This window comes from Pedobacter psychrophilus (assembly GCF_001652725.1).
Lineage (GTDB): Bacteria > Bacteroidota > Bacteroidia > Sphingobacteriales > Sphingobacteriaceae > Pseudopedobacter > Pseudopedobacter psychrophilus.
This window is the reverse complement of sequence record NZ_LWHJ01000011.1, coordinates 386,591-408,408: the sequence shown is the minus strand read 5'-3', so window position 1 is coordinate 408,408 and position 21,818 is coordinate 386,591. Positions and strand designations below refer to the sequence as shown.

At 32.4% G+C, this 21,818-nt stretch carries 20 protein-coding genes; 12 read left to right on the top strand and 8 right to left on the bottom strand.

The window, feature by feature from the left end; genetic code table 11:
• Nucleotides 1–144 precede the first annotated feature (144 nt).
• From mutS to A5893_RS02375, 3 genes are all read right to left on the bottom strand, one after another.
• Nucleotides 145–2,757, bottom strand: coding sequence for a DNA mismatch repair protein MutS (mutS, locus tag A5893_RS02385; RefSeq protein WP_068820941.1), 2,613 nt, complete (start codon nucleotides 2,755–2,757; stop codon nucleotides 145–147).
• 97 nt (nucleotides 2,758–2,854) lie between these two features.
• Nucleotides 2,855–3,157 (bottom strand): DUF5615 family PIN-like protein, encoded by a 303-nt coding sequence (locus A5893_RS18260; protein WP_394330778.1) that lies wholly within the window; start codon nucleotides 3,155–3,157, stop codon nucleotides 2,855–2,857.
• Nucleotides 3,158–3,206: 49 nt separating this feature from the next.
• The gene (locus tag A5893_RS02375) at nucleotides 3,207–3,437 is read right to left on the bottom strand and encodes a DUF433 domain-containing protein (RefSeq protein WP_068820940.1); all 231 of its coding nucleotides are present in this window, start codon (nucleotides 3,435–3,437) and stop codon (nucleotides 3,207–3,209) included.
• A 172-nt stretch (nucleotides 3,438–3,609) separates the two neighbouring features.
• Between A5893_RS02375 and A5893_RS02370 the strand changes: the two genes are divergently transcribed.
• The gene (locus tag A5893_RS02370) at nucleotides 3,610–4,512 is read left to right on the top strand and encodes a polysaccharide deacetylase family protein (RefSeq protein WP_068820939.1); all 903 of its coding nucleotides are present in this window, start codon (nucleotides 3,610–3,612) and stop codon (nucleotides 4,510–4,512) included.
• A gap of 82 nt (nucleotides 4,513–4,594) precedes the next feature.
• Here A5893_RS02370 and A5893_RS02365 read toward each other — a convergent pair whose 3' ends face one another.
• Both A5893_RS02365 and A5893_RS02360 read right to left on the bottom strand, forming a co-directional pair.
• The gene (locus tag A5893_RS02365) at nucleotides 4,595–5,383 is read right to left on the bottom strand and encodes a DUF4249 domain-containing protein (protein WP_082911276.1); all 789 of its coding nucleotides are present in this window, start codon (nucleotides 5,381–5,383) and stop codon (nucleotides 4,595–4,597) included.
• A gap of 3 nt (nucleotides 5,384–5,386) precedes the next feature.
• Complete coding sequence (locus A5893_RS02360; protein ID WP_068820938.1) at nucleotides 5,387–7,726, bottom strand: TonB-dependent receptor; 2,340 nt, start codon at nucleotides 7,724–7,726, stop codon at nucleotides 5,387–5,389.
• Nucleotides 7,727–7,908: 182 nt separating this feature from the next.
• Between A5893_RS02360 and A5893_RS02355 the strand changes: the two genes are divergently transcribed.
• On the top strand, nucleotides 7,909–8,427 hold the full coding sequence (locus A5893_RS02355) for a DUF2911 domain-containing protein (protein WP_068820937.1): 519 nt from the start codon (nucleotides 7,909–7,911) through the stop codon (nucleotides 8,425–8,427).
• An 87-nt stretch (nucleotides 8,428–8,514) separates the two neighbouring features.
• On the opposite strand, the gene A5893_RS02350 is transcribed toward A5893_RS02355, so the two are convergent.
• Nucleotides 8,515–9,696: a DEAD/DEAH box helicase gene (locus A5893_RS02350; RefSeq protein ID WP_068820936.1), complete on the bottom strand. Its 1,182-nt coding sequence runs from the start codon at nucleotides 9,694–9,696 to the stop codon at nucleotides 8,515–8,517.
• 383 nt (nucleotides 9,697–10,079) lie between these two features.
• On the opposite strand from A5893_RS02350, the gene A5893_RS02345 reads away from it, so the two are divergent.
• The 6 genes from A5893_RS02345 (at nucleotide 10,080) to A5893_RS02320 (ending at nucleotide 16,262) form a co-directional block, all read left to right on the top strand.
• On the top strand, nucleotides 10,080–10,787 hold the full coding sequence (locus A5893_RS02345; RefSeq protein WP_068820935.1) for an ATP-binding cassette domain-containing protein: 708 nt from the start codon (nucleotides 10,080–10,082) through the stop codon (nucleotides 10,785–10,787).
• Nucleotides 10,788–11,044: 257 nt separating this feature from the next.
• The gene (gene gldF / locus A5893_RS02340) at nucleotides 11,045–11,773 is read left to right on the top strand and encodes a gliding motility-associated ABC transporter permease subunit GldF (protein ID WP_068820934.1); all 729 of its coding nucleotides are present in this window, start codon (nucleotides 11,045–11,047) and stop codon (nucleotides 11,771–11,773) included.
• Nucleotides 11,767–13,461, top strand: a complete 1,695-nt coding sequence (gene gldG, locus A5893_RS02335) for a gliding motility-associated ABC transporter substrate-binding protein GldG (protein WP_068820933.1) — start codon at nucleotides 11,767–11,769, stop codon at nucleotides 13,459–13,461. The genes gldF and gldG overlap by 7 nt, the downstream gene beginning before the upstream one ends.
• A gap of 44 nt (nucleotides 13,462–13,505) precedes the next feature.
• A complete protein-coding gene (gene dnaN, locus A5893_RS02330; protein ID WP_068820932.1) occupies nucleotides 13,506–14,630 on the top strand; it encodes a DNA polymerase III subunit beta in 1,125 nt (374 codons plus the stop codon).
• Nucleotides 14,631–14,841: 211 nt separating this feature from the next.
• On the top strand, nucleotides 14,842–15,540 hold the full coding sequence (locus tag A5893_RS02325) for a DUF4397 domain-containing protein (RefSeq protein ID WP_068820931.1): 699 nt from the start codon (nucleotides 14,842–14,844) through the stop codon (nucleotides 15,538–15,540).
• Between the two features lie 62 nt (nucleotides 15,541–15,602).
• Nucleotides 15,603–16,262 (top strand): DedA family protein, encoded by a 660-nt coding sequence (locus A5893_RS02320; RefSeq protein ID WP_068820930.1) that lies wholly within the window; start codon nucleotides 15,603–15,605, stop codon nucleotides 16,260–16,262.
• A 161-nt stretch (nucleotides 16,263–16,423) separates the two neighbouring features.
• Here A5893_RS02320 and A5893_RS02315 read toward each other — a convergent pair whose 3' ends face one another.
• Both A5893_RS02315 and A5893_RS02310 read right to left on the bottom strand, forming a co-directional pair.
• Complete coding sequence (locus tag A5893_RS02315) at nucleotides 16,424–17,143, bottom strand: RluA family pseudouridine synthase (protein WP_068820929.1); 720 nt, start codon at nucleotides 17,141–17,143, stop codon at nucleotides 16,424–16,426.
• Between the two features lie 223 nt (nucleotides 17,144–17,366).
• Nucleotides 17,367–18,068: an NUDIX hydrolase gene (locus tag A5893_RS02310; RefSeq protein WP_068820927.1), complete on the bottom strand. Its 702-nt coding sequence runs from the start codon at nucleotides 18,066–18,068 to the stop codon at nucleotides 17,367–17,369.
• A gap of 121 nt (nucleotides 18,069–18,189) precedes the next feature.
• On the opposite strand from A5893_RS02310, the gene pfkA reads away from it, so the two are divergent.
• From pfkA to A5893_RS02290, 4 genes are all read left to right on the top strand, one after another.
• Nucleotides 18,190–19,170: a 6-phosphofructokinase gene (gene pfkA / locus A5893_RS02305; protein ID WP_068820926.1), complete on the top strand. Its 981-nt coding sequence runs from the start codon at nucleotides 18,190–18,192 to the stop codon at nucleotides 19,168–19,170.
• A gap of 5 nt (nucleotides 19,171–19,175) precedes the next feature.
• The gene (locus tag A5893_RS02300; RefSeq protein WP_068820924.1) at nucleotides 19,176–20,027 is read left to right on the top strand and encodes a hypothetical protein; all 852 of its coding nucleotides are present in this window, start codon (nucleotides 19,176–19,178) and stop codon (nucleotides 20,025–20,027) included.
• A gap of 5 nt (nucleotides 20,028–20,032) precedes the next feature.
• Nucleotides 20,033–21,031, top strand: coding sequence for a type I glyceraldehyde-3-phosphate dehydrogenase (gap, locus tag A5893_RS02295; protein WP_068820923.1), 999 nt, complete (start codon nucleotides 20,033–20,035; stop codon nucleotides 21,029–21,031).
• Nucleotides 21,032–21,216: 185 nt separating this feature from the next.
• Nucleotides 21,217–21,777, top strand: coding sequence for a hypothetical protein (locus tag A5893_RS02290; RefSeq protein ID WP_068820922.1), 561 nt, complete (start codon nucleotides 21,217–21,219; stop codon nucleotides 21,775–21,777).
• Nucleotides 21,778–21,818: the final 41 nt, after the last annotated feature.

Sequence of the window (21,818 nt, the reverse complement as noted above, 5' to 3'; positions counted from 1 at the left end):
ATATTTTTAGTTTTATTGAGTGGAAAAATCCTGTCATGTCGACGATAGGAGACATCACACATATAGGTTATCGTGTGGCAATTTATCGATAGAATAGAGACCTATTTGTGAGACCTCTCGTTCCTCGAGGTGACGGTAGTAATTCTATGCTTTCTTCAACACCTTTTGAATCTCATCCAATTTCATCAAAGCTTCAACAGGCGTTAGAGTATTTACGTCGAGATTGTTTAAAACATCCCTAATTTTAATTAAAACAGGATCATCTAAAGAGAACATTTGCAACTGAACAGGTTGTTGTTGCATTTTTAAAAGACTGGCTTTTACATGTTCGCCACCGGTACGTTCATTTTCTAAACGGACTAAAATTTCGTTTGCCCTTTTTAAAACCTGTGGTGGCATTCCGGCCATTTTTGCAACGTGAATCCCAAAACTATGCTCGCTACCACCAGGAACTAATTTTCTTAAAAAAATCACTTTATTGCCGACTTCTTTTACAGAAACGTTAAAGTTTTTTACTCGATTAAAAGAATTGCTCAGTTCATTTAATTCGTGATAATGCGTAGCAAATAGCGTTTTGGCTTTCGCTGATGGATGGTTATGAAGATATTCTGCAATGGCCCAAGCGATAGAAATGCCATCATAAGTAGAAGTGCCACGACCAATTTCATCCAATAAAATCAGACTCCTGTCTGATAAATTATTTAAGATACTGGCGGTTTCATTCATTTCTACCATAAAAGTAGATTCGCCGGAACTTAAATTATCTGAAGCACCAACTCTTGTAAAAATCTTATCAACAATTCCAATCGTCGCTTCTTTTGCTGGAACAAAACTTCCCATTTGCGCCATCAAAACTATCAAACCGGTTTGGCGTAGCAAAGCAGATTTACCAGCCATATTTGGACCTGTAATGATGATAATTTGTTGAGAATCGTTATCCAAATAAACATTATTGGTAATGTATTCATCGCCTAAAGGCAAATTCTTTTCTATTACCGGATGCCTGCCACCTTTAATATCAAGAATTTTTTCGTTATTGATTTTAGGCTTTACGTAATGATTTTTCTTTGCTGTTTCTGCAAAACAAAGCAGGACATCTAATTGTGCAATTAAAAACGCATTGAGTTGGATTGGTTTGATAAACTCGGCAATAGAATTTACCAAATCTGTAAATAAACGGGTTTCAATGGCTAAAATCTTTTCTTCGGCACCTAAAATTTGGTCTTCGTATTCTTTAAGTTCTGGAGTGATGTAACGCTCGGCATTTACCAGAGTTTGTTTACGAATCCACTCTTGTGGCACTTTATCTTTGTGCGTATTAGAAACCTCTAAATAATAACCAAAAACGTTATTGAAAGCTATTTTCAGGGACGTAATTCCCGTAATTTCTGCTTCACGTTTTTGTAGTTCTAATAAATAATCTTTCCCACCGAAAGCGATTTTTCGCAAACGATCCAAATCGGGATCAATGCCGTCTGCCATTACTTTGCCTTTATTTAAGGCAACCGGAGGGTCAGCAAATAATTCTTTTTCTATTTTTTCACGGATGGAAGCACATAAATTCATTTGCTCGCCCAATCGTTTTACAGCTTCTTGCGGAATTTGTTCACATATTTCTTTTACTTCGGCGATAGCCAATAAAGCTCTTTTTAGTTGAATAATTTCCCTGGGATTGGTTTTTTGCAATCCAATTTTAGAAATCAATCGTTCTAAATCGCCAACCTGACGGATAAAACCTTGCAACTTTTCCCTTAAAATGGCATCATCATAAAAAAACTGAACAACCGCTAAACGTTCTTGAATGGGTTTTTCATTTTTTAACGGCATTACCAACCATTTGTGTAGCATCCTCGCTCCCATTGCACAAGAAGTATGATCTAAAACTTCAATAAGAGTCTTGGCATTTTCATTTGTAGAACCAATCAGTTCTAAATTACGGATGGTAAACCTATCCAGCCACATGTAACGGTCTTCCTCAATACGAGAAATATTACTGATATGCTGTAATTGACGATGCTCCGTTTCTCCTAAATAATGTAATGAAACGCCGGCAGCCACAATGCCGAGGTTCAATTTATCTATCCCAAATCCCTTTAAAGATTTAACATCGAAATGTTTGAGCAAAGTTTCTTGAGCATAATCTGAAGTAAAAGCCCAATCGTCTAATGTGTAAGTGTAAAAACGTTCGCCAAAATATTCTGAAAAATCTTTTTGCTTGGCTTTAGAAAAAATGACTTCGCTGGGCTTAAAACTTTGTAGCAATTTATCAATGTAATCAACATTACCTTGAGCAACTAAAAACTCTCCTGTAGAAATATCCAAAAAGGAAATGCCAATGGTTTGTTTTTCGAAATGAAGGGTCGCTAAATAATTATTAGATTTTTGCTGGACAATATTATCACTATAAGCAACACCTGGCGTTACTAACTCGGTTACACCGCGTTTTACAATACCTTTTACTGTTTTTGGATCTTCGAGCTGATCACAAATCGCAACACGTTGCCCTGCCCTTACCAATTTTGGCAAATAAGTTTCTATGGAATGATGTGGAAATCCGGCTAATTCTATATAAGACGCAGAACCATTAGCCCTTTTAGTTAAAACGATGCCTAGAATTTGAGAGGCTTTTATAGCATCCTCACCAAAGGTTTCGTAAAAATCACCGACACGGAAAAGCAATAAAGCTCCAGGATATTTAACCTTTATTTGGTTATACTGAGTCATTAAAGGGGTTTCCTTATCTTTTTCTTTAGCCAATGCGATAGTGGATTTTGAATTGCAAAGTTAAAAATTAAAGGGATTGATTGTGGTTTGTGGAAAATTTGGTGATTGTGGAGAGGGAAGCTAGATTAAGCTATTTATGCTGAATAATAAAATTTTGCGTGACCTCGACTAAGTTGCTTTCGGAAATTAATTTAGTTATGATTTCTAATTTATCCGAAAATATTTTTAATAGCATTTGATTAGTAATATTTCCAGTTCTAATTAATAAAAGTTTTTTGGGTTCAGACTTCAATAAATATGAATCTAAAAAATCTGAATCTTTTGTTATTACTATCCTATTTTCTTCTAAAGCAAACTTTAATATCTCATTATCATCAGTAAAATTTTGATTTGGCAAATCTAAAGTATGAACGGCATCAAAACCTTTATAAATTAAAAATCTGCTAAAGATTTATGCAGTTGTGCATAGATAACAAATTTTATTATGCGATAACATGAATACTTTTAGATTGAACTAATCTTGCACCATACTCAATACAAGCCAAAAAATCCTCTTTTTCTAAATCTGGATAATCTATTATTAATTCATCTATTGTCATTCCTGATGCAAGAAGTTCTAAAATATTTTCTACAGGATATCTTAGCCCTCTGATAGTAGGTTTACCGTGACAAATGTTTGGAGAAATTTTAATTCTTTCTAAAATAGATTCCATAAACAGATTTAAAAATACTGTATAAATATAGCTATTTGTATTTTCATTTCAGCAAAGTTACGTTTCACCAATATAGAAAATTAGGTTTAACCATTTATTAAATTGTTTAAAAAAACTTTTAAAAAATCATATAATTATGTTTTAGCTTCGCACTATTATTTAATAATATCTAATGAAAAAAATCATATTGAGCATTACAGCTATTGCTAGTATATTGATAGCAGCTTGTAATTCTTCCGATTCTAAAACTAAATCTGCAGAAGGTTTGCAAGATTCTACAGTAAATACATCCTCGGCGAAAGCCAATGAAGAAATAGCGCAACCTGTAAACCATGATGGTAAAAAAATTGCTGATGCCGCTACCATTTTAGCTAGAAAACAAGTGCCTGTTTTATGTTACCACCAAATTAGAAATTGGACAGCAAAAGATTCAAAATCTGCAAAGGATTACATCATTCCTGTGCAAGCTTTTAAAGACCAAATGAAAATGTTGGCGGACAGTGGTTACACTTCTATTCTGCCCGATCAATATTATAATTATTTAGCGTATGGCGATGCCTTGCCAACCAAACCTGTTATGTTAACTTTTGACGATACAGATTATGATCAATTTGAAGTTGGCAATAAAGAGTTGAAAAAATTTGGTTTTAAAGGCGTTTATTTTATCATGACGGTTTCTATTGGACGTAATGGAAAGGTACATTATATGAGTAAGGCAGATATTAAAGAATTATCTGATGAAGGCAATACCATTGGCAGCCATACCTATGATCACCAAAATGTTAAAAAATTAGTTGGTGATGACTGGATTAAACAAATAGACAAGCCAACAAAAGTTTTGGAAGATATAACCGGTAAAAATATTAATCATTTTGCTTATCCTTTTGGTTTATGGAATAAAGAAGCAATTCCTGAACTAAAGAAAAGAGGATTTAAAGATGCCTACATTTTGGCCGAAAAAAGAGATGATAAAGATCCTTTATTTACCATTAGAAGAATTATTGCCAGCGGTTATTGGAGTGCTAAAACATTACATAATAGCATGGTAAATAGCTTTGGAGAAAAGAGAAACTAAATTGATTAATGTGTAAAAAACCAGATTATTTTTATAAATAATCTGGTTTTTTTTTGTTCTTTATTTCAAAAGGATAAATATTTTAAGGAATCTTGACACTCATTAATTGCATGGTATGTGCACTAAAATATCCTAATGCACCATTATCAAAATTTGAGGGTGGATTTGATGGAGCAGTTGGCGGCCCTCCATTGCCATTAATTTGGGTAATTGCAAAAAAGTATCTATAAATATTATTATCAATACATTGAAAATCTATGGTTACTTTATCGTCAGTTTTAAGCTCAGGGTCAGATGTAAACAAAGTATTTTTAATCAATTTCCCATCATTAAATCTATCTTCTTCAGGATAATAGGCATTTCTTAAACTATCGTTAACTGAAATAACATAATTATATTGGTTCTTAATATTGACAGGATCTTTAAAGTTGACCTGAATAAATTTGTTTTTACTATTAAAAAAGGATAACTCAATTACTGTTAATGAATCTAAAGTCACGGGTTGAGGCATTGTAGAAGTTGCGGTATAAGTTTTTCCATTCGTACTAACCTGAATGGTATATTTTAAGGTTGGTTTGCCTATAAAAAACCCTGATTTATAAACACCTGGAGAAAGTTGGGTAAAATTATAAGTACCACCTCCATCCTCTTTGACAACTACAGTAGCACCAGATAAAGGTTCTGTAGTGTTATTATCAGTAAATTTTTTAGTTTTTGAGATTTTTACTATTTGGTAATCCTGATTATTTACCACATTGGCTTCTATTACAATTTGTGGTTCTGAGTTATCCAAGTTTAGGTCTATAACATCTTCACAAGATGAAAAAGCTAAGATTATAAATGCTGATAAATAATATATGATGTTTTTCATGCTTTAAAATTTAAAGTTCCAGGTGACTGATGGGATAATACCGAATAATGAAGTTCTCACAGTTTGCGTTTGACTCGCGTTATCGGGGTCTTGTCTAAAATCTATAGAAAAAGGATTTTTACGATTATAAACGTTATAAACACCAAAAGACCAACTAGATTGATATTTTCTATCGGGTTTAATCTTAGGTTCTAAAGTTGCGGAAAAATCCAATCGGTTATAAGCTGGAGTTCTGTCAGAATTTTTTTCCCCGTAAGAAAACACCGTTGAACCATTTAATTGATATTTTCCGGTAGGAAATGTTACTGCAGTACCTGTGCTATAAACAAAGGTTGATGCTAAAGTCCATCTTTTGCTTGCTTTATAAATTCCAACTACAGAAAGATCATGAGTTCTATCTTGTTTTGCATTAAACCATTGGTTATCATTAATTTGTTCAAATTGTCGTTCTGTTTTTGCCAATGTATAACCAATCCATCCGTTAAAATCGCCAAATCGTTTTTTCAGAAATAATTCAATTCCGTAAGCCCTGCCATCTCCGTAAATCAAATCTGCTTCTATATTTTGATTTCCTCTTAAATCTGTACCGTTTCTATATTCTATCTGGTTCTGCATTTTTTTATAATAAACCTCCGCAGAAAACTCATAGGTGTTATTTTTAAAATTGCTAAAATATCCTAACGCAAATTGATCAGCAATTTCTGGCTTGGTGTTATTGCTATTCATGATGTACAAATCTGTTGGCGATGTTGCCGTAGAATTAGACATTAAATGCAGGTTTTGAGTATTACGAGTATATGATGCTTTTATAGACTTATTTCCTGCTACCTGAAAACTTGCGGAAACTCTAGGTTCTAAATTGAAATAATTTACAACCGATTGACTAGAAGAAAATCTTGCAGAATCGGTTACAATTCCTTCTTTGTTATAATCTTTAAAAAGACCTGGACCTAACAATGTAAAATTGCTAAATCTACTGCCGTACACAAAATGAACCTTTTCGCTTAGGTTCCATTCGTCAGAAAAATAAGCTGCAAGTTCCACTCCATTCCTATTTTCAATCGTGGTTTCGTTTACACTCGATGTTGCCGAGGAAGTAACTTTGCCTGGGGCAATAGTATGATGGATCGCATTAATTCCAAATTTTAAATCGTGGTTATTATTGGCTGTATATTGAAAATCTTGTTTTAAGTTAAAATCTCTAATTGATGAGTTAACTTTGAAATTATTATCGTCTAATAAATTTTCTATTACATAATTATAATTGCTGTAAATCAACGAAGTATTAGAAAACAATCGATTTGAAAATAGATGGTTCCATCTTAAAGTCCCGGTTGCATTTCCCCATTCAAAACCAAAAGTATTTCCTAAACCCAGTTTATCTCTTCCAAAATATCCCGATAAGTAAAGAACGTTTTTATCGTCAATTTGATAATTGGCTTTGGCGTTTAAATCGTAAAAATACAATGTGTTATTTTTAATGGAGCTGTCTGAAGAGAAAGCTAAAAATGTATCGGCATAAGTTCTTCTACCACTCACCATAAAAGAACTTTTATCCTTTTTAAATGGTCCTTCAACCTTTAATCTTGATGCAATTAGTCCAATTCCACCCTCAACAGTATACTCTTTCTTATTACCATCGTTCATCTTAATATCCAAAACAGAAGCTAATCGACCGCCATATTGTGCTGGCATTCCGCCTTTGTAAACGGTTACATCTTTTATTGCGTCAGAGTTGAAAGTAGAAAAGAAACCTAAAAGATGTGAAGCATTGTAAACAGGTGCTTCATCCAATAAAATCAAGTTTTGATCCGTAGAACCTCCTCTTACATAAAAACCACTATTTCCCTCGCCAGCCGATTTAATACCAGGTAATAGTTGTAAAGTTTTTAAAATATCCCTTTCGCCAAATAAGACCGGAATGCTATTTATTTCTTTAACATTTAATTTTTGAACCCCCATTTGGGCACTTGCTACGTTTTCATCCCTTCTTTCAGAATTTACCACAACTTCAGAAAGTTGATTTAAAGAAGCTAATGAAATATTGATTTGTTTATCACTGTTAATGTCTATATTTTGAGAAATACTCTGATAGCCAACATAACTGAATACCAATTTATAAACACCTTTTGGTGCACTCAAAGAATAAAATCCATATGCGTTGGTTATTGTACCTATCTGGTTTTCTCCAAACAATTGTACGGAAGCTCCTATTAAAGTTTCTCCGTTAGCACTGTCTTTAATTGTTCCGTTTAAAACGGGATTTTTTTGTGCAGATGTAACATTGCTGTATGCTAAAGCAATTAAAAGCAAAAATAAAAAGCGATAATATTTAGTAATCATTTAAATTTCTATCAATTTATTATAGACAATCATTTCTATATTTTGTTGCAAATATGGTTTATTAAAATTGTTGAAATGTTAAGTAAAGAAGATTTTAAGCTCTCAATTTATGATTATTGCCATTTTATGATACAAAAAAAACTTTTTAAACGTTTCTTTGAATAAACTGAAAAAATAATTTTATGAAAAAAAGATTTTCAATGATTGTAGCTGCATTTATGCTTTTTGCCGTTGCTACACAAGCACAAACTGATAAAAGCAAAAGACCTAGCCCTCCTGCAAAAGTTTCAGAAACATTAAAATCTGGAGTAATGGTTTCTATAGATTATAGCCAACCTGCTGTTAAAGGAAGAGTAATTGGTACTACAGATTTTGTGCCCTATGGTAAAGTTTGGAGAACTGGCGCAAATGAAGCAACAGTTTTTGAAGTAAATAAAGAAGTAAAAGTTAATGGAAAAACTTTGCCAGCCGGAAAGTATGGTTTGTATTCTATACCTGGTGAAAAAGAATGGACTATTATTTTTAATAAAACATGGAACCAATGGGGAACCAAATATAGCCAGGCTGAGGATGCATTAAGAATAACTGCCAAACCAGAAAAAACATCAGATTTTATGGAAATGTTGACGTTTAAAATAGAGAAAGATGGTGATGTAGAAATGATTTGGGGAAATACAGAGGTAGAATTTAAGGTTAAATAATATCTACTAATTTATTTTAAAGGGTTATTCTATTTGAGTTAAAATCTTAACGTTCTTTAGAATAACCCTTTTTTATTATGTCGCAGACTAATCTTCCTTAACAATATTCTTTTTTGGTTTTTCTTTAGCGATATACAAATCTTCTGGCAACTCCATTTGTTGCATCTTTTTACCTTGAGATTGTTCTAATCTTCTTGTATCCGCAAGCTCTAAATCGGTACAAAAAGTTAAACATAATTGATCTAAAATAGTATCTTCTTTCTGCATCACCCTTTGCAGATATTGCAAACTATCCTCTGGAATATCAAAGTGAATGATACATGGTAAATCTGCAACATTCATCTCTACTACATCTTCATTTGCAATTACCAAAATTCTTGATTTTGTAGATAATTTATAATCCTGAACATTTTCAAAACTATATTCTGAAATACTGCCAGCTTTATAAACCGCTACTTCATCTTTAAAATCTTTATCTAAATTTTTATAAATAGTTTCTGCGGTAAATCTGGTGTTTACAAACACCAGCACTTTTTCAAAAACATCTTTATCAGTTAAAAGTAATTGCAACAAGTTTATTTTGGTACTAAAATTTGGAACTTGATATAGTAATTGCTCTACAGTATTTAATTGTTGGTCGCCCAAATCATCTACCTCAACAAAATTTGGATTCTCAATAATCGTTTCTACCAATTTCTCTAACCTTTCATGCCAAACAGAACTACAAACTATAAATTGAGATTTTCTAATTCCTCTTGCTAATTCTACGGTTGGCAAAGTCAAGCCTTTTTTTACAATCAAATCAGCATCATCAACCACAAAAAGTAAAATTTTATTAAGATTTAACCCTAGTTTTAAATAAGCTGCTCTTGCTCTATCTGGAGTTGCAACAATTACATCAACGCCATCAGTCAGTTCTAAAACTTGAGTATCAATATTAGAACCATCGGCAAATAATCCTAAAAAACGTAAATCTCTATTCCTGTTAAGCGTATGAAATTTATCCAAAACTGCTTCTCCAGATTCAATATCGGGAACCAAATACAAAATTCGAGGTGCAATTTCTTCTATAAACTTGATTTTATTTAATGCCGCTAAAACGCAAGTTGTCGTTTTTCCGCAATCATCTGGCCCTATGGCAATTAAATCCTGACCTCCATTTATACGTGGAAATAATTTTGATTGTATTTCTTTTGGAGTTAAAAATCCTTCACCAGCCATAGCGGCTAATAATTGCTTGCTTAACTTTAATTTTTCTAAGGTTGCCATAATTCCGGCTAAATTACATCAATTAAGGTTCTTAATACTTTTGTTGGGTAATTATTTTATGTAGAATTAGTTTATTTTGGTGTTTTAATACATGGGATAATCTTTTTTGGGCAATGTTTTTATTTTGGAAATGAAAAATTTATATTAAAAAAACTGATGTTTATTTGGGCGTTTTATCCGCCAGCTGGCGGATTCCGCTATATCTTTTTGTCCGCCAGCTGGCGGACAAAAAGGATACCGCTTCAATCGTTAACGCAATACTAAATGCATAAAACCTCATAATTAACAACTTGATTGGCTTGAAATTCATTAAAAAACGTTAATTAACTTTAATTTGATTTCCTTTTTTATAGATTTGAATTTCAATCTCAAATCATTTTAAATTGAGCATTAGCGTACAGCAATTAAGTAAGAATTATGGTAACCAAAAGGCGGTAGATGAGATTTCGTTTGAAGCTTCGCCAGGCAAAATCTTAGGTTTTTTAGGTCCAAATGGTGCAGGTAAATCCACCACCATGAAAATGCTGACTTGCTACCTTCCACAAACATCTGGTAAAGCTTTTGTTTGCGGTTTTGATATCTCAAACGATTCTCTTCAAGTCCGTAAAAACATTGGTTACTTGCCAGAAAGCAACCCGCTTTATCACGATATGTATGTGAAGGAGTTTTTATATTTTGTTGGCAATACCTATCATTTACAAAATTTAAAAACAAAAGTTGAAGAAGTAATTTTAGCAACCGGATTAGAAAAAGAACAACATAAAAAAATTGGTCAGCTTTCTAAAGGTTATAAACAAAGGGTCGGTTTGGCTCAAGCCATAATCCATGATCCAAAAGTTTTAATTTTAGATGAGCCAACATCGGGTTTAGACCCAAATCAATTGATAGAAATAAGAAAATTGATCAAAGAATTGGGTAAAACTAAAACCGTGATCCTTTCAACTCATATTATGCAAGAAGTAGAGGCAATATGCGATGAAGTGATCATCATTAATAAAGGAAAAATAGTAGCAAATAATTCCTTAAAAGGACTTTTAGCAGAGCATCAAGAAACAAGCTTGGAGCCAATTTTTGTAAAACTTACAAAGTGAATTAACCACAAAGGACACCGAGATTTCACAGAGAAAAAATGAGAAAAGTTTTGATTTAAAAAATTATTGTCTGAATCTTGATTATAGGATTATCTGTCTGAATCTTGATTTCAAGATTTTAGGATAAGAAGGATTAATTTTAATAAACAATGATTTTACAATTTTAATAAAATAGATTGGTGGAAATTAGTGAATTAGTGGCAAAAAAAATTTGTTTTCTCCGTGATAAAACTCAGTGAACTCTGTGGTAAAAATATATGTTAACGATATTTAAAAAAGAATTTTACTCCTACCTCAACTCATTTGTAGCCTATATTACTATCGGATTATTTCTGGTAGTGTTAGGTTTATTTCTTTGGGTTTTCCCCGATACCAGCATTTTAGAATACGGATATGCGTCGTTAGACAGTTTGTTTAACACCGTTCCTTACTTATTTATGTTTTTAATCCCGGCAATTACCATGCGTTCTTTGGCCGAAGAAAAAAAAGAAGGAACGTTTGAATTATTAGCCACTCGACCTTTAACAGATTGGGATATTGTTTTAGGGAAATATTTGGCCGCTTTAACACTTGTTTTATTCGCTTTAATTCCAACTTTAATCTATTATATTTCAGTTTATCAATTAGGAGTAACCGTTGGCAATATAGATACAGGGGCTGTAATTGGTTCATATATTGGGTTATTTTTGTTGGGAGGAGCATTTGTAGCTATTGGAATTTTCTCTTCATCGCTCACCAAAAATCAAATTATTGCTTTTGCAATTGCTGTGTTTTTATGCTTTTTCGCTTTCAGCGGATTTGAATCTGCAAGTCAGGTTTTATCACTTCAAAAATTTGATAACGTTTTGATTAATCTAGGAATTAATGAACATTATCAATCTATAAGTCGTGGAGTTTTAGATAGCCGGGATTTGATTTATTTCTTGAGTTTTATTGCGCTTTTTTTATTGATTACCAAAACAATTTTAGGAGGTAGAAAATGGTAAATCAACAAAAGAAGAAAGATTTTACACAGTTGATAATTGTAATCGTTGCTATTATCATCATCAATGTTTTATCTCAATTTGCGTTTACACGGATAGATTTTACTAAAGAGAAGCGATATACCATTTCTAACATCAGCACCCAAATTTTACAAAATTTAAAAGAGCCAGTTAAGGTTACCGTTTATTTAGAAGGAGATTTTCCATCCGGATTTAAAAGATTAAGAAGTGCAACCAAAGATTTATTAATTGATTATAAAGCTTATGCAGGAAGCAATTTAACTTTCGAATTTATAGATCCTATTGCAGGGAAAAATCAACAAGAGCAAGAAGAAATTTATCATCAATTACAACAAAAAGGGATTGAGCCCACTAACTTAAGCGTGAAAACAGAAAGTGGTTTATCTCAAAAAATGATTTTTCCCGCTGCCATAGTATCCTATCAAGGTAAAGAAATTCCTGTGAAATTACTGCAAACTCGTATTGGCATTAGTCCAGAAGAAGTTTTAAATAATTCCATCCAAAACCTGGAATACGCATTTTCATCAGCCATTAAAAAAGTAAGTTCTGGCGGTAAACCTAGAGTTGGTTTTACAGAAGGTCATGGCGAATTGGATGACGCACATTTGCAAGACGCCATGAAATCTTTATCAGATGGTTATGAGACTGGCAGAATAGACCTTTCACAAATTACTTATGACGGCCTCAGTAAATTAAAAGTGATGGTGATTGCCAAACCTGAAACAGAATTCTCTGAACTGGAAAAATATAAAATCGACCAGTTTTTGATGAAAGGCGGTAAAATCATTTGGTCGATAGACCAAGTAAATGCTGATTTGGATAGCATGAGAAATTCTAGAAATGGCGAACAATTGGCTTTTCAAAAGAAGCTTAATCTTGATGATCAGCTTTTCACTTATGGCATCCGTATTAATTATGATTTAATTGGAGATATGAATTGCGGACAAATACCTGTAAGCACAGGAGAAGTTGCTGGACAAGCTCAGATACAAATGGTTCCTTGGTTATTTTATCCGATTATTATGCCGGTAAGTTCACATCCAATAGTAAAAAACTTAGATGGTATCAAAACAGAATTCATCAATACAATAGATACTATTGCTACAAAAAACGTAAAGAAAACCATTATTTTAACAACTTCACCTTATAACCGAGAATTAGAAACGCCAACCATTGTTTCTTTAAATATGATTGAAGATACACCAGACCCAAAACGCTTTCAAAGTATGCCAAAGCCAGTTTCTGTATTATTAGAAGGAAGTTTTAAATCAAACTTTTTAAACAGGCCAATACCAGAAGGTGTAAATTTTCCAGTCGCAAACATTAATAAAAGTGTGAATACTAAAATGTTGGTATTTAGTGACGGCGATGTTTTTAAAAATGAAGTAAGCGCAAAAGATGGTTCTATTTTTCCATTAGGTTATGATAAGTATAACCAGCAAACTTTTGGTAATAAAACTTTTTTACTAAATGCGTTAGATTATTTAACAGATGATTCTGGCTTAATATCCTTGCGTACAAAAGAAATTAAATTAAGATTGTTAGATAAAGGAAAATTAGTAGCCGAAAAAACCAAATGGCAACTAATAAATACACTACTACCGCTTATAATGTTAATAGCTTTCGGTATTTTTCAACATATTTACCGTAAACGAAAGTATGCAATTTAAAATTTCTACTTTTGATTTTTAAAAGCTAAAACTAAAAGAGCAAAATGAGATTCATTGTTTCTACATCAACATTATTAAAACATTTACAAGCGGTTAGCGGGGCACTAAGTAATAGCGCAGTGTTACCAATTTTAGAAAACTTCTTGTTTGAGATAAAAGAGAACAGCTTAACTATTTCTGCAACAGATTTGCAAACCAGCATGACAACTTCTTTAGCCGTAGAATCTAAAGAAGGCGGTAAAATCGCAGTTCCATCAAAAATATTATTAGATACCTTAAAAACATTACCAGAACAGCCAATAGCTTTTTCTGTTGATGATAAAACTTTTGCGATAGAGATTAGTGCAGGCGACGGTAAGTATCGTTTAAGCGGAGAAAACGGAGAAGATTTTCCAAAAATCCCAACCGTGGATGATGCTTCCTCAGTAAATTTACCAGCTTCAGTTTTAGCAGAAGCCATCAATAAAACAATTTTCGCGGTCAGTAATGATGAGTTAAGACCAGCTATGACGGGTGTTTATTGTCAGCTTTCGCCACAAAATGTAACTTTTGTTGCAACAGATGCGCATAAATTGGTAAGGTATAGAAGAAACGATGCAAAAGCAGATGCTGCAACTTCTTTCATTTTGCCTAAAAAAGCATTAAATCTTTTAAAATCATCTCTTCCAACAGATGATATGAATGTTTCGGTAGAATATAATAACACTAGCGCATTCTTTAAATTTGCAAATATCAATTTGATATGTAGATTAATTGATGAGCGTTATCCTGATTATGAAGCTGTTATTCCACAAAACAATCCTAATAAATTAACTTTAGATAGAAGTTTGTTTTTAAACTGTTTAAAAAGGGTGGTGATTTTTGCCAATAAAACAACGCATCAAGTAAGATTAAAAATCAACGGAAGTGAATTAAATATTTCTTCTGAAGATATTGATTTTGCTAACGAAGCTCATGAAAGAATTGGTTGCCAATATGATGGCGAGGATATGGAAATTGGCTTTAATGCTAAATTTTTAATCGAGATGTTAAACAACTTATCAGGAGAAGAAATCACCATTGAAATGAGTACGCCAAACAGAGCAGGGATTCTTTTTCCAAGCATTAAAGATGAAAACGAAGATATTTTAATGTTGGTTATGCCAGTGATGTTAAATAATTACGCATAATTTCAAAATATTAAATTTAACGAATAGGCTTGATGTAAATATCGAGCCTTTTTTGTTAAGCAAAAAACTGCCGTTTTAAAATTGCCTAAAAATAAAAGGAATAGAATTATTTCTATGTATTTGCGTTTTTAGGTTTAAAAGGTTGGAAAGATAATCTGATAAGGAAAAACTTATAATTTTAAATCGCTCTAAAAACGTGACATTATAGCTTATGAAAATATTAAATAAAAACATCTTTTTCATAATCCTTATCATAGGGTATTTATCCGCATGTACAGCACCTCCTGAAAAAACATATTTAGGTACCGCTAGTTTAAGGATTGTAAATGCAGTGCCAGAACGTTACAACTTAACTTTTTTTATTAACGATACCTCTAAAACCCCAATTGCACTAAATTTTTCAGACTCTTTGGCATATCAAAATGTAAATGCCGGCACATCATTAATTTATACCAAAGCTAGCGGAAATACTGTCAATAGATCAGATTTAACTTTTCTATTTCTCCCTAAAGAAAATTATACGGTTTTTATCGCTGGTAAGATATCTAAAGATTCACTTTCATACATCTCTTTTAAAGACAGTTTAAACAATCCAACACAAGGCAAGGCTAAAGTTAGGTTTATAAATACGAGTTACAATTCTTCAAGTTTGGATGCGCTGTTTTCTAATAGAACAACTGATAGCGTTTATAATTACGGAAATATTGGTTTCAGGGCGGGGAGTAATTATTTAGAGTTCAGACCCGGAAGTTATTATATAAAAATAAAGCAAACAGGTGGCAAAACTGTATTGGTTAATAAAACAGCAATAGATATCAAAGCAGGTAAAATTTATACGCTTTGGGCTAAAGGTTTAATTAAAGGCACTACAAATTTTAATTTAGATGTTGGTATTCTAAATGATAATTAAAGTATTTGTGGTAGAATCAAATCAAAACAATTAAAATTTATACTTTTGCAAAAAAAGCTGCCGTGGAAATAATTAAAAGCATAATCGATTTCATTCTTCATATAGATGTTCACTTAAGTGAAATTATCAGAGATTACCATACTTGGACTTACTTCATATTGTTCCTGATTGTTTTTGCAGAAACTGGATTTGTAGTAACCCCTTTTTTACCTGGCGATTCATTATTAATTGCAGCAGGCGCATTAATTGGAGCTGGTGATACAGGTCTAAATATTTATCTACTGGCTATTTTATTAATTATAGCTGCTATTACAGGTAATACAGTAAATTATGAAATAGGCAGAAGTTTAGGAGCAAAAGTTTTTAAACCCGAAAATAAAATCTTAAAGTTAGAATATTATGCACAAACTAAGGTTTTCTTTGAGAAACATGGTGCTAAGGCAATTATCTTAGGAAGGTTTTTACCTATTTTAAGAACTGTTGTACCTTTTGTTGCGGGAATAGGTAAATTAAACAGAATAAGGTATAACACTTATAACATCATAGGAGGGGTTTTATGGATTTGCATATTTCTCTTTGCAGGCTACTTTTTAGGCAACACTCCGTTTTTTAAGAAAAACTTTTCTTTAATAATTCTGGCTATCTTAATTATCACAGCACTACCAGCATTTTATGCTCTTATACATAACAAACTAACTAAAAGACTAAAAAAAGTAGATTAAGCTTTATTTTTAAGGACTAAGTGATTGAATTTTTAATGATTGAATGGTTCAAATGAGTTTTGAAGTATTGAATTTTGGATGTTTAGGTCTTGAGAATTACTACTTGTAAAGTCTTTATTCTTTGTTCTTAAATCTTAATTCTTTGCTCCTTAGTCCCTAAACTAACAATCGTTTTTTTCTAGTAATTTTAATAATACTGCAAAATCTTTTGGGTAATCTGCAGTAAAAGTTTGAGTTTCGTTTTCGTTTATTTTGAAAGTAACCTCTTTAGAATGTAGTGCAAAACGTTTCATAATCGGTTGCTCATCTTCATTTTTGCTCAATCTAAAGTTCCTTTTAATTTTTGATAAATAGGCAGGTTCGCCGTTGTAAGCTATATCTCCTGTAATTGATGCTCGTTGAGTTGCTAAATGTATCCTAATTTGATGCATTCTACCGGTTACTGGTCTTGCTTCAATTAAGGTATAATGTTTAAAATATTTTAAGGAGTTAAAATAAGTCTCAGCCCTTTTTCCTTCCCCCCTACTAATAATCACTTTCCCTCTTCCAGCGTTTAAAATTGGTAAATCAATAAAAAGATCATTAAATGCATGACTACCATCTACAACTGCATGGTAAACTTTTTTTACTTGCCTATGCTCAAATTGCATAGATACAAAACGATATGACTCTGGATTTTTAGCAATAATCATTGCTCCAGAAGTATCTTTATCTAATCTGTGGCAAACTTGTGCATCTTCATGATATTGTTTTGCCAGTCTTAAAATATTTGGTTCTTCGCTTTCACGCTCATCTAAAGAACTGATAAATGGTGGTTTATTAACCACTATTAAATCGTCGTTCTCAAAAATGATGATGTCTTGTAATTTTGGGATTTTCATAAAAGGCAAATATACAATTAAGCTTTCTTACAAATATTAATGGGCAAAAATTTTACTCAATGTAATGCTCAATGATTTATTTTTTTTTGCGTTAACGATAGCAGCGATATCCTTTTATTTTGCTTTTTAGCAATTAAAAGATTTAGCGGATAGCGTGTCAAAACGCCCAAATCATATTAAATAAAACTATTCTTATTGTCTATAATTAAAAAGAAATCAAAAATTACCTAGTGAAAGAAAGTTCTTTCTGAAAGTTTTTAGCGTATTTACGTTTATCAAATTTATATAGCTTGGCAGCTCTGTAAGAAACCCCTTTCTGCTTTTCATCTAGTTCTTTTAAGATATCATAAGCTAACATCTTCTTCCTAAAATTACGTTTATCCAGCTTTTTATTCAATACAACTTCATAAAGTTGTTGTAATTGGGTTAGCGTAAACTTTTCTGGTAAAAGTTCAAAAGCGATGGGTTGATAACTGATTTTATTCTTAATTTTTTCAAAGCTCTTCCTAAAAATCCGACTGTGATCAAAAGCTAATTCAGGCATATCCTTAATAGACATCCAAACAGCTCTTTTAGCAAAATGTGCCGTTGGTAAAGGAGCAACTTCTTTGTTTCCAATTAAACGAATCATTGCATAATATGCTACAGTAATTACCCTACCTTGTGGGTGGCGACCTAACGCTCCAAAAGTATAAAACTGCTCCATAAATATGCCTTTTAAACCGGTAGATTCAAACAAAATTCGTTGGGCAGCAGTTTCTATGGCTTCTATAGGTTCAACAAAATAACCCGGCAAAGCAAACCATCCATTAAAAGGCGCTTCGTTTCTTTCTATCAATAAAATTTTTAATTCTCCTTCGTCAAAACCAAAAATGACACAATCTACTGAAAATAAGGAATCAAAATGTTCTGGTAAATTTTCCAACCTATACTCGTTTTTTAAGATGTTTATAAATACAAATTTGGAAAAAATTTTCCATAAATTTGCTTAGTGTAAAAAATACACCTTATATTAGTGATTCTTAACCCAAAGACCTAGAATTTATATGTCTAAAATTAATAAAATAGCTGTTTTTACTTCAGGAGGAGATGCACCAGGAATGAATGCCTGTATAAGAGCTGTGGTAAGAACTAGTTTATATTTGGGATACGATGTTGCCGGTATTAAACAAGGATACCAAGGAATGATTGATGATAATATTGAAGATATGAATCGTCATTCTGTAAGTAATATTATGCAACTTGGTGGTACCATTTTAAAAACAGCCCGTTGTTTAGCCTTTAAAACACCCGAAGGAATGCAACAAGCTTACGATAATTTGAAAAAAAGAGGAATAGATGCTTTAGTTGCCATTGGTGGCGATGGAACTTTTACCGGTGCCGAAAGATTTTCTGCTACTTATGATATCCCCGTAGTTTGTATCCCAGGAACTATTGACAACGACTTATTTGGTTCTGATTATACCTTAGGATTTGATACCGCAACTAACACTGTTATTGAGGCTATTGATAAAATACGCGACACTGCAGAATCTCATGACCGCTTGTTTTTTATAGAAGTAATGGGCAGAGACGCTGGTTGTATTGCGCTGAGAGCTGGTATTGCCAGTGGAGCGGAAGCCATTATGTTGCCAGAAAAAGATACGGCTATTTCAGATTTAATTGACATGTTAGAAAAAGGTGCTGCCATCAAAAAATCAAGTAGCATAGTTATTGTTGCAGAAGGAGATAAAAACGGTGGAGCATTTGGTGTTGCCAAAAAGGTAAAAGAGACATTTGATTTTTACGATACAAAAGTGACTATCTTAGGGCATTTACAAAGAGGCGGCAGTCCTAGTAGTTTTGATAGAATATTAGGAAGTAGAATGGGTTATGCCGCTGTAAAGGCTTTAATAAATGGAGATTACAGAAAAATGGTAGGGTTAAGAGGAAATGAAATTGTTTTAACCGATTTAAAAGAAGCTTTAAACGAACATGAGTTTAAGTTGGAGGATGATTTAATGGAAATGGCTACCGTATTAGCCTAATTAACATGATAGCAATAGTATATAGCGGTTCTAGATATGCCAATTGGCGCTTATCCGATAAAGGAAAAGAAGTTATAGAATTACGTACTAATGGTATCAATCCGTTTTTTAATGATGAGAAATACATCACCCATCAATTAAATAAGAATGCCCAGCTTATCAATCATGCTGAAGAAATAAAAAAAATCTATTTTTTTGGAGCAGGATCATCTTCAAAAGAAAGGAATGAAACCGTTAAAAATGCATTAGCAGGTTTTTTTAAATTCAGCAAGGTTTATGTTTCTCATGATTTGGAAGCAGCTGCTAAAGCATCTTGTGATGATAAACCGGGGATCATTTCTATTATTGGTAGTGGCTCTAACACCGGATTTTTTGATGGAAAAAAAGTATTACCTAATAATTATGGTTTAGGTTATGCCATAGGCGATGAAGGATCTGCTAATTGGTTAGGAAAAAGCCTTTTGAAAGCATATCTGAATAAAACTTTACCAGCAAAATTAGCTACATCATTTGAGAAAAAATATGATCTAGATAGAAAGCAAATAATGGATAAAATTTATAAACAAAGTTATGCCGCTTCGTTTCTAACTTCTTTTTCTGATTTTTTTAAAGAAAATAGAAAAGATGACTTTATACAAAATATGATAAAAGATGGATTCCGTATATTTATGGATACCTACTTAATACCAATCTCCCAAAAATATGGAGGCAAACATCCTGTTTATTTTGTAGGTTCTGTTGCCGCTAATTATCAAGATATTTTAAGAGAAGTGGCCAAAGAAAAAAACATAAATATTAGTTCTGTAATTAAAGAACCTATTTATAATTTATTGAATTATTACGCAAACAAAAATTAATAAAAATGAAAATTGGAATCAATGGCTTCGGCCGTATTGGAAGACTAGCTTTTAGAGCAGCAGTTAACAGACCAGATATTGAAATAGTAGGAATTAACGACCTTGTTGAGCCAGATTATATGGCTTACATGTTGAAATACGATTCTACCCATGGTATTTTTGAAGGAACAGTTGAAGTTAAAGACGGACATTTAGTGGTGAACGGAAAAACCATCCGTGTTACTGCAGAAAGAGACCCAGCAAACCTTAAATGGAATGAAATTGGAGCAGAATATATTATAGAATCTACAGGTTTATTCCTTACACAAGAAACAGCTCAAAAGCATATTGATGCAGGCGCAAGAAAAGTGGTAATGAGCGCTCCTGCAAAAGATGATACCCCAACTTTTGTTATGGGTGTAAATCATAAAACATTAACTGCTTCACAAAACATAGTTTCAAACGCATCTTGTACTACCAACTGTTTAGCTCCTATCACTAAAGTTTTGATGGACAATTTTGGTATTATTGAAGGTTTAATGACTACAGTACATGCTACTACCGCAACTCAAAAAACAGTTGATGGTCCATCTGCAAAAGATTGGAGAGGCGGACGTGGTGCTGCACAAAATATCATTCCATCTTCTACAGGTGCTGCAAAAGCAGTAGGTTTGGTTATCCCAGCTATCAAAGGAAAATTAACAGGTATGGCTTTCCGTGTACCAACTCCAGATGTTTCTGTAGTAGATTTAACGGTTCGTTTAGAAAAACCTGCTACTTACGAGCAAATCAAGAAAGCAATGAAAGATGCTTCTGAAGGTGAATTAAAAGGCATTTTAGGTTATACTGAAGATGCTGTAGTTTCTACAGATTTCTTAGGCGATGCCCGCACTTCTATTTTTGATGCTGATGCAGGTATTGCATTGAACGATAACTTTGTAAAAGTTGTTGCTTGGTATGATAACGAATGGGGTTATTCTAATAAAATTGTTGATTTGTTGCAATATATGTCGACAGTTAAATAAGCGAAATCAAAAGGCTAAAAGCTTAATGCTTAAAGCAGATTATTTAGGAGCTCGGAGATTTTTCTTCGGGCTTTTTTTTGTTAGCACAATTTTGATGTAAACTTAAAAATCCCATTAATTTAACATTCAATAATTTTAGTAACAAATAATAAGGTTGGAACTCAAACTCTATATGAAAATAGATTATGGTTTTGAATGAAAAGTTATCATTAAAAAATCGAATACATTTTACTGTATTGGTGATTTTATTTGTTTGGTTAAATTTAATATGGGATTATTTTCATACCGGTGTTCCTACTCATCATATTCTACAACGTGAAGATTTACCGGGAGTATCAAATTGGTGGGGAGGACTTGCCGTTCCATTAATTTCTTGGTTTCTTCTTATCCGTATAGCCAAAAGGGTAAATATTAAAATGGCTATTTCTAATATATATAATCCTTCAATCTATACCTTTTTGGGATCTCTTTTTTTTGGAATTATTCTGTCTTTCTTTTTTACTATTAGCTCAAACATAACAGGATATATGATGATTGGACTAATTTTTCTTTCCTTTTTTATTCAGCTTTATAAGGCTGAATTTCTTTTAGGTTTTATAATTGGCATGACCTACACTTTTGGAGGTATTTTACCAATCGCAATTGGGAGTTTATTGATTATCCTATTTACAATTAACTATAAATTGGTAAGGTATGGCGTTTTATATATTTTATCAAAAGTTGGTTTAAGAAAAGATAATAATTAATTTATAAATCGAAAATCAAACAAGCTTTTCGGTTAAATATT

Bases quoted from the DNA above. Each gene is read 5' to 3' on its own strand.
- pfkA (WP_068820926.1), top strand. From the start codon at position 18,190: ATGTCTAAAATTAATAAAATAGCTGTTTTTACTTCAGGAGGAGATGCA.
- A5893_RS02370 (WP_068820939.1), top strand. From the start codon at position 3,610: ATGAAAAAAATCATATTGAGCATTACAGCTATTGCTAGTATATTGATA.
- gldF (WP_068820934.1), top strand. From the start codon at position 11,045: ATGTTAACGATATTTAAAAAAGAATTTTACTCCTACCTCAACTCATTT.
- A5893_RS02360 (WP_068820938.1), bottom strand. From the start codon at position 7,726: ATGATTACTAAATATTATCGCTTTTTATTTTTGCTTTTAATTGCTTTA.
- A5893_RS02290 (WP_068820922.1), top strand. From the start codon at position 21,217: ATGGTTTTGAATGAAAAGTTATCATTAAAAAATCGAATACATTTTACT.
- A5893_RS02365 (WP_082911276.1), bottom strand. From the start codon at position 5,383: ATGAAAAACATCATATATTATTTATCAGCATTTATAATCTTAGCTTTT.
- A5893_RS02300 (WP_068820924.1), top strand. From the start codon at position 19,176: ATGATAGCAATAGTATATAGCGGTTCTAGATATGCCAATTGGCGCTTA.
- A5893_RS02355 (WP_068820937.1), top strand. From the start codon at position 7,909: ATGAAAAAAAGATTTTCAATGATTGTAGCTGCATTTATGCTTTTTGCC.
- gldG (WP_068820933.1), top strand. From the start codon at position 11,767: ATGGTAAATCAACAAAAGAAGAAAGATTTTACACAGTTGATAATTGTA.
- A5893_RS02325 (WP_068820931.1), top strand. From the start codon at position 14,842: ATGAAAATATTAAATAAAAACATCTTTTTCATAATCCTTATCATAGGG.
- A5893_RS02315 (WP_068820929.1), bottom strand. From the start codon at position 17,143: ATGAAAATCCCAAAATTACAAGACATCATCATTTTTGAGAACGACGAT.
- gap (WP_068820923.1), top strand. From the start codon at position 20,033: ATGAAAATTGGAATCAATGGCTTCGGCCGTATTGGAAGACTAGCTTTT.
- A5893_RS02350 (WP_068820936.1), bottom strand. From the start codon at position 9,696: ATGGCAACCTTAGAAAAATTAAAGTTAAGCAAGCAATTATTAGCCGCT.
- A5893_RS02375 (WP_068820940.1), bottom strand. From the start codon at position 3,437: ATGGAATCTATTTTAGAAAGAATTAAAATTTCTCCAAACATTTGTCAC.
- dnaN (WP_068820932.1), top strand. From the start codon at position 13,506: ATGAGATTCATTGTTTCTACATCAACATTATTAAAACATTTACAAGCG.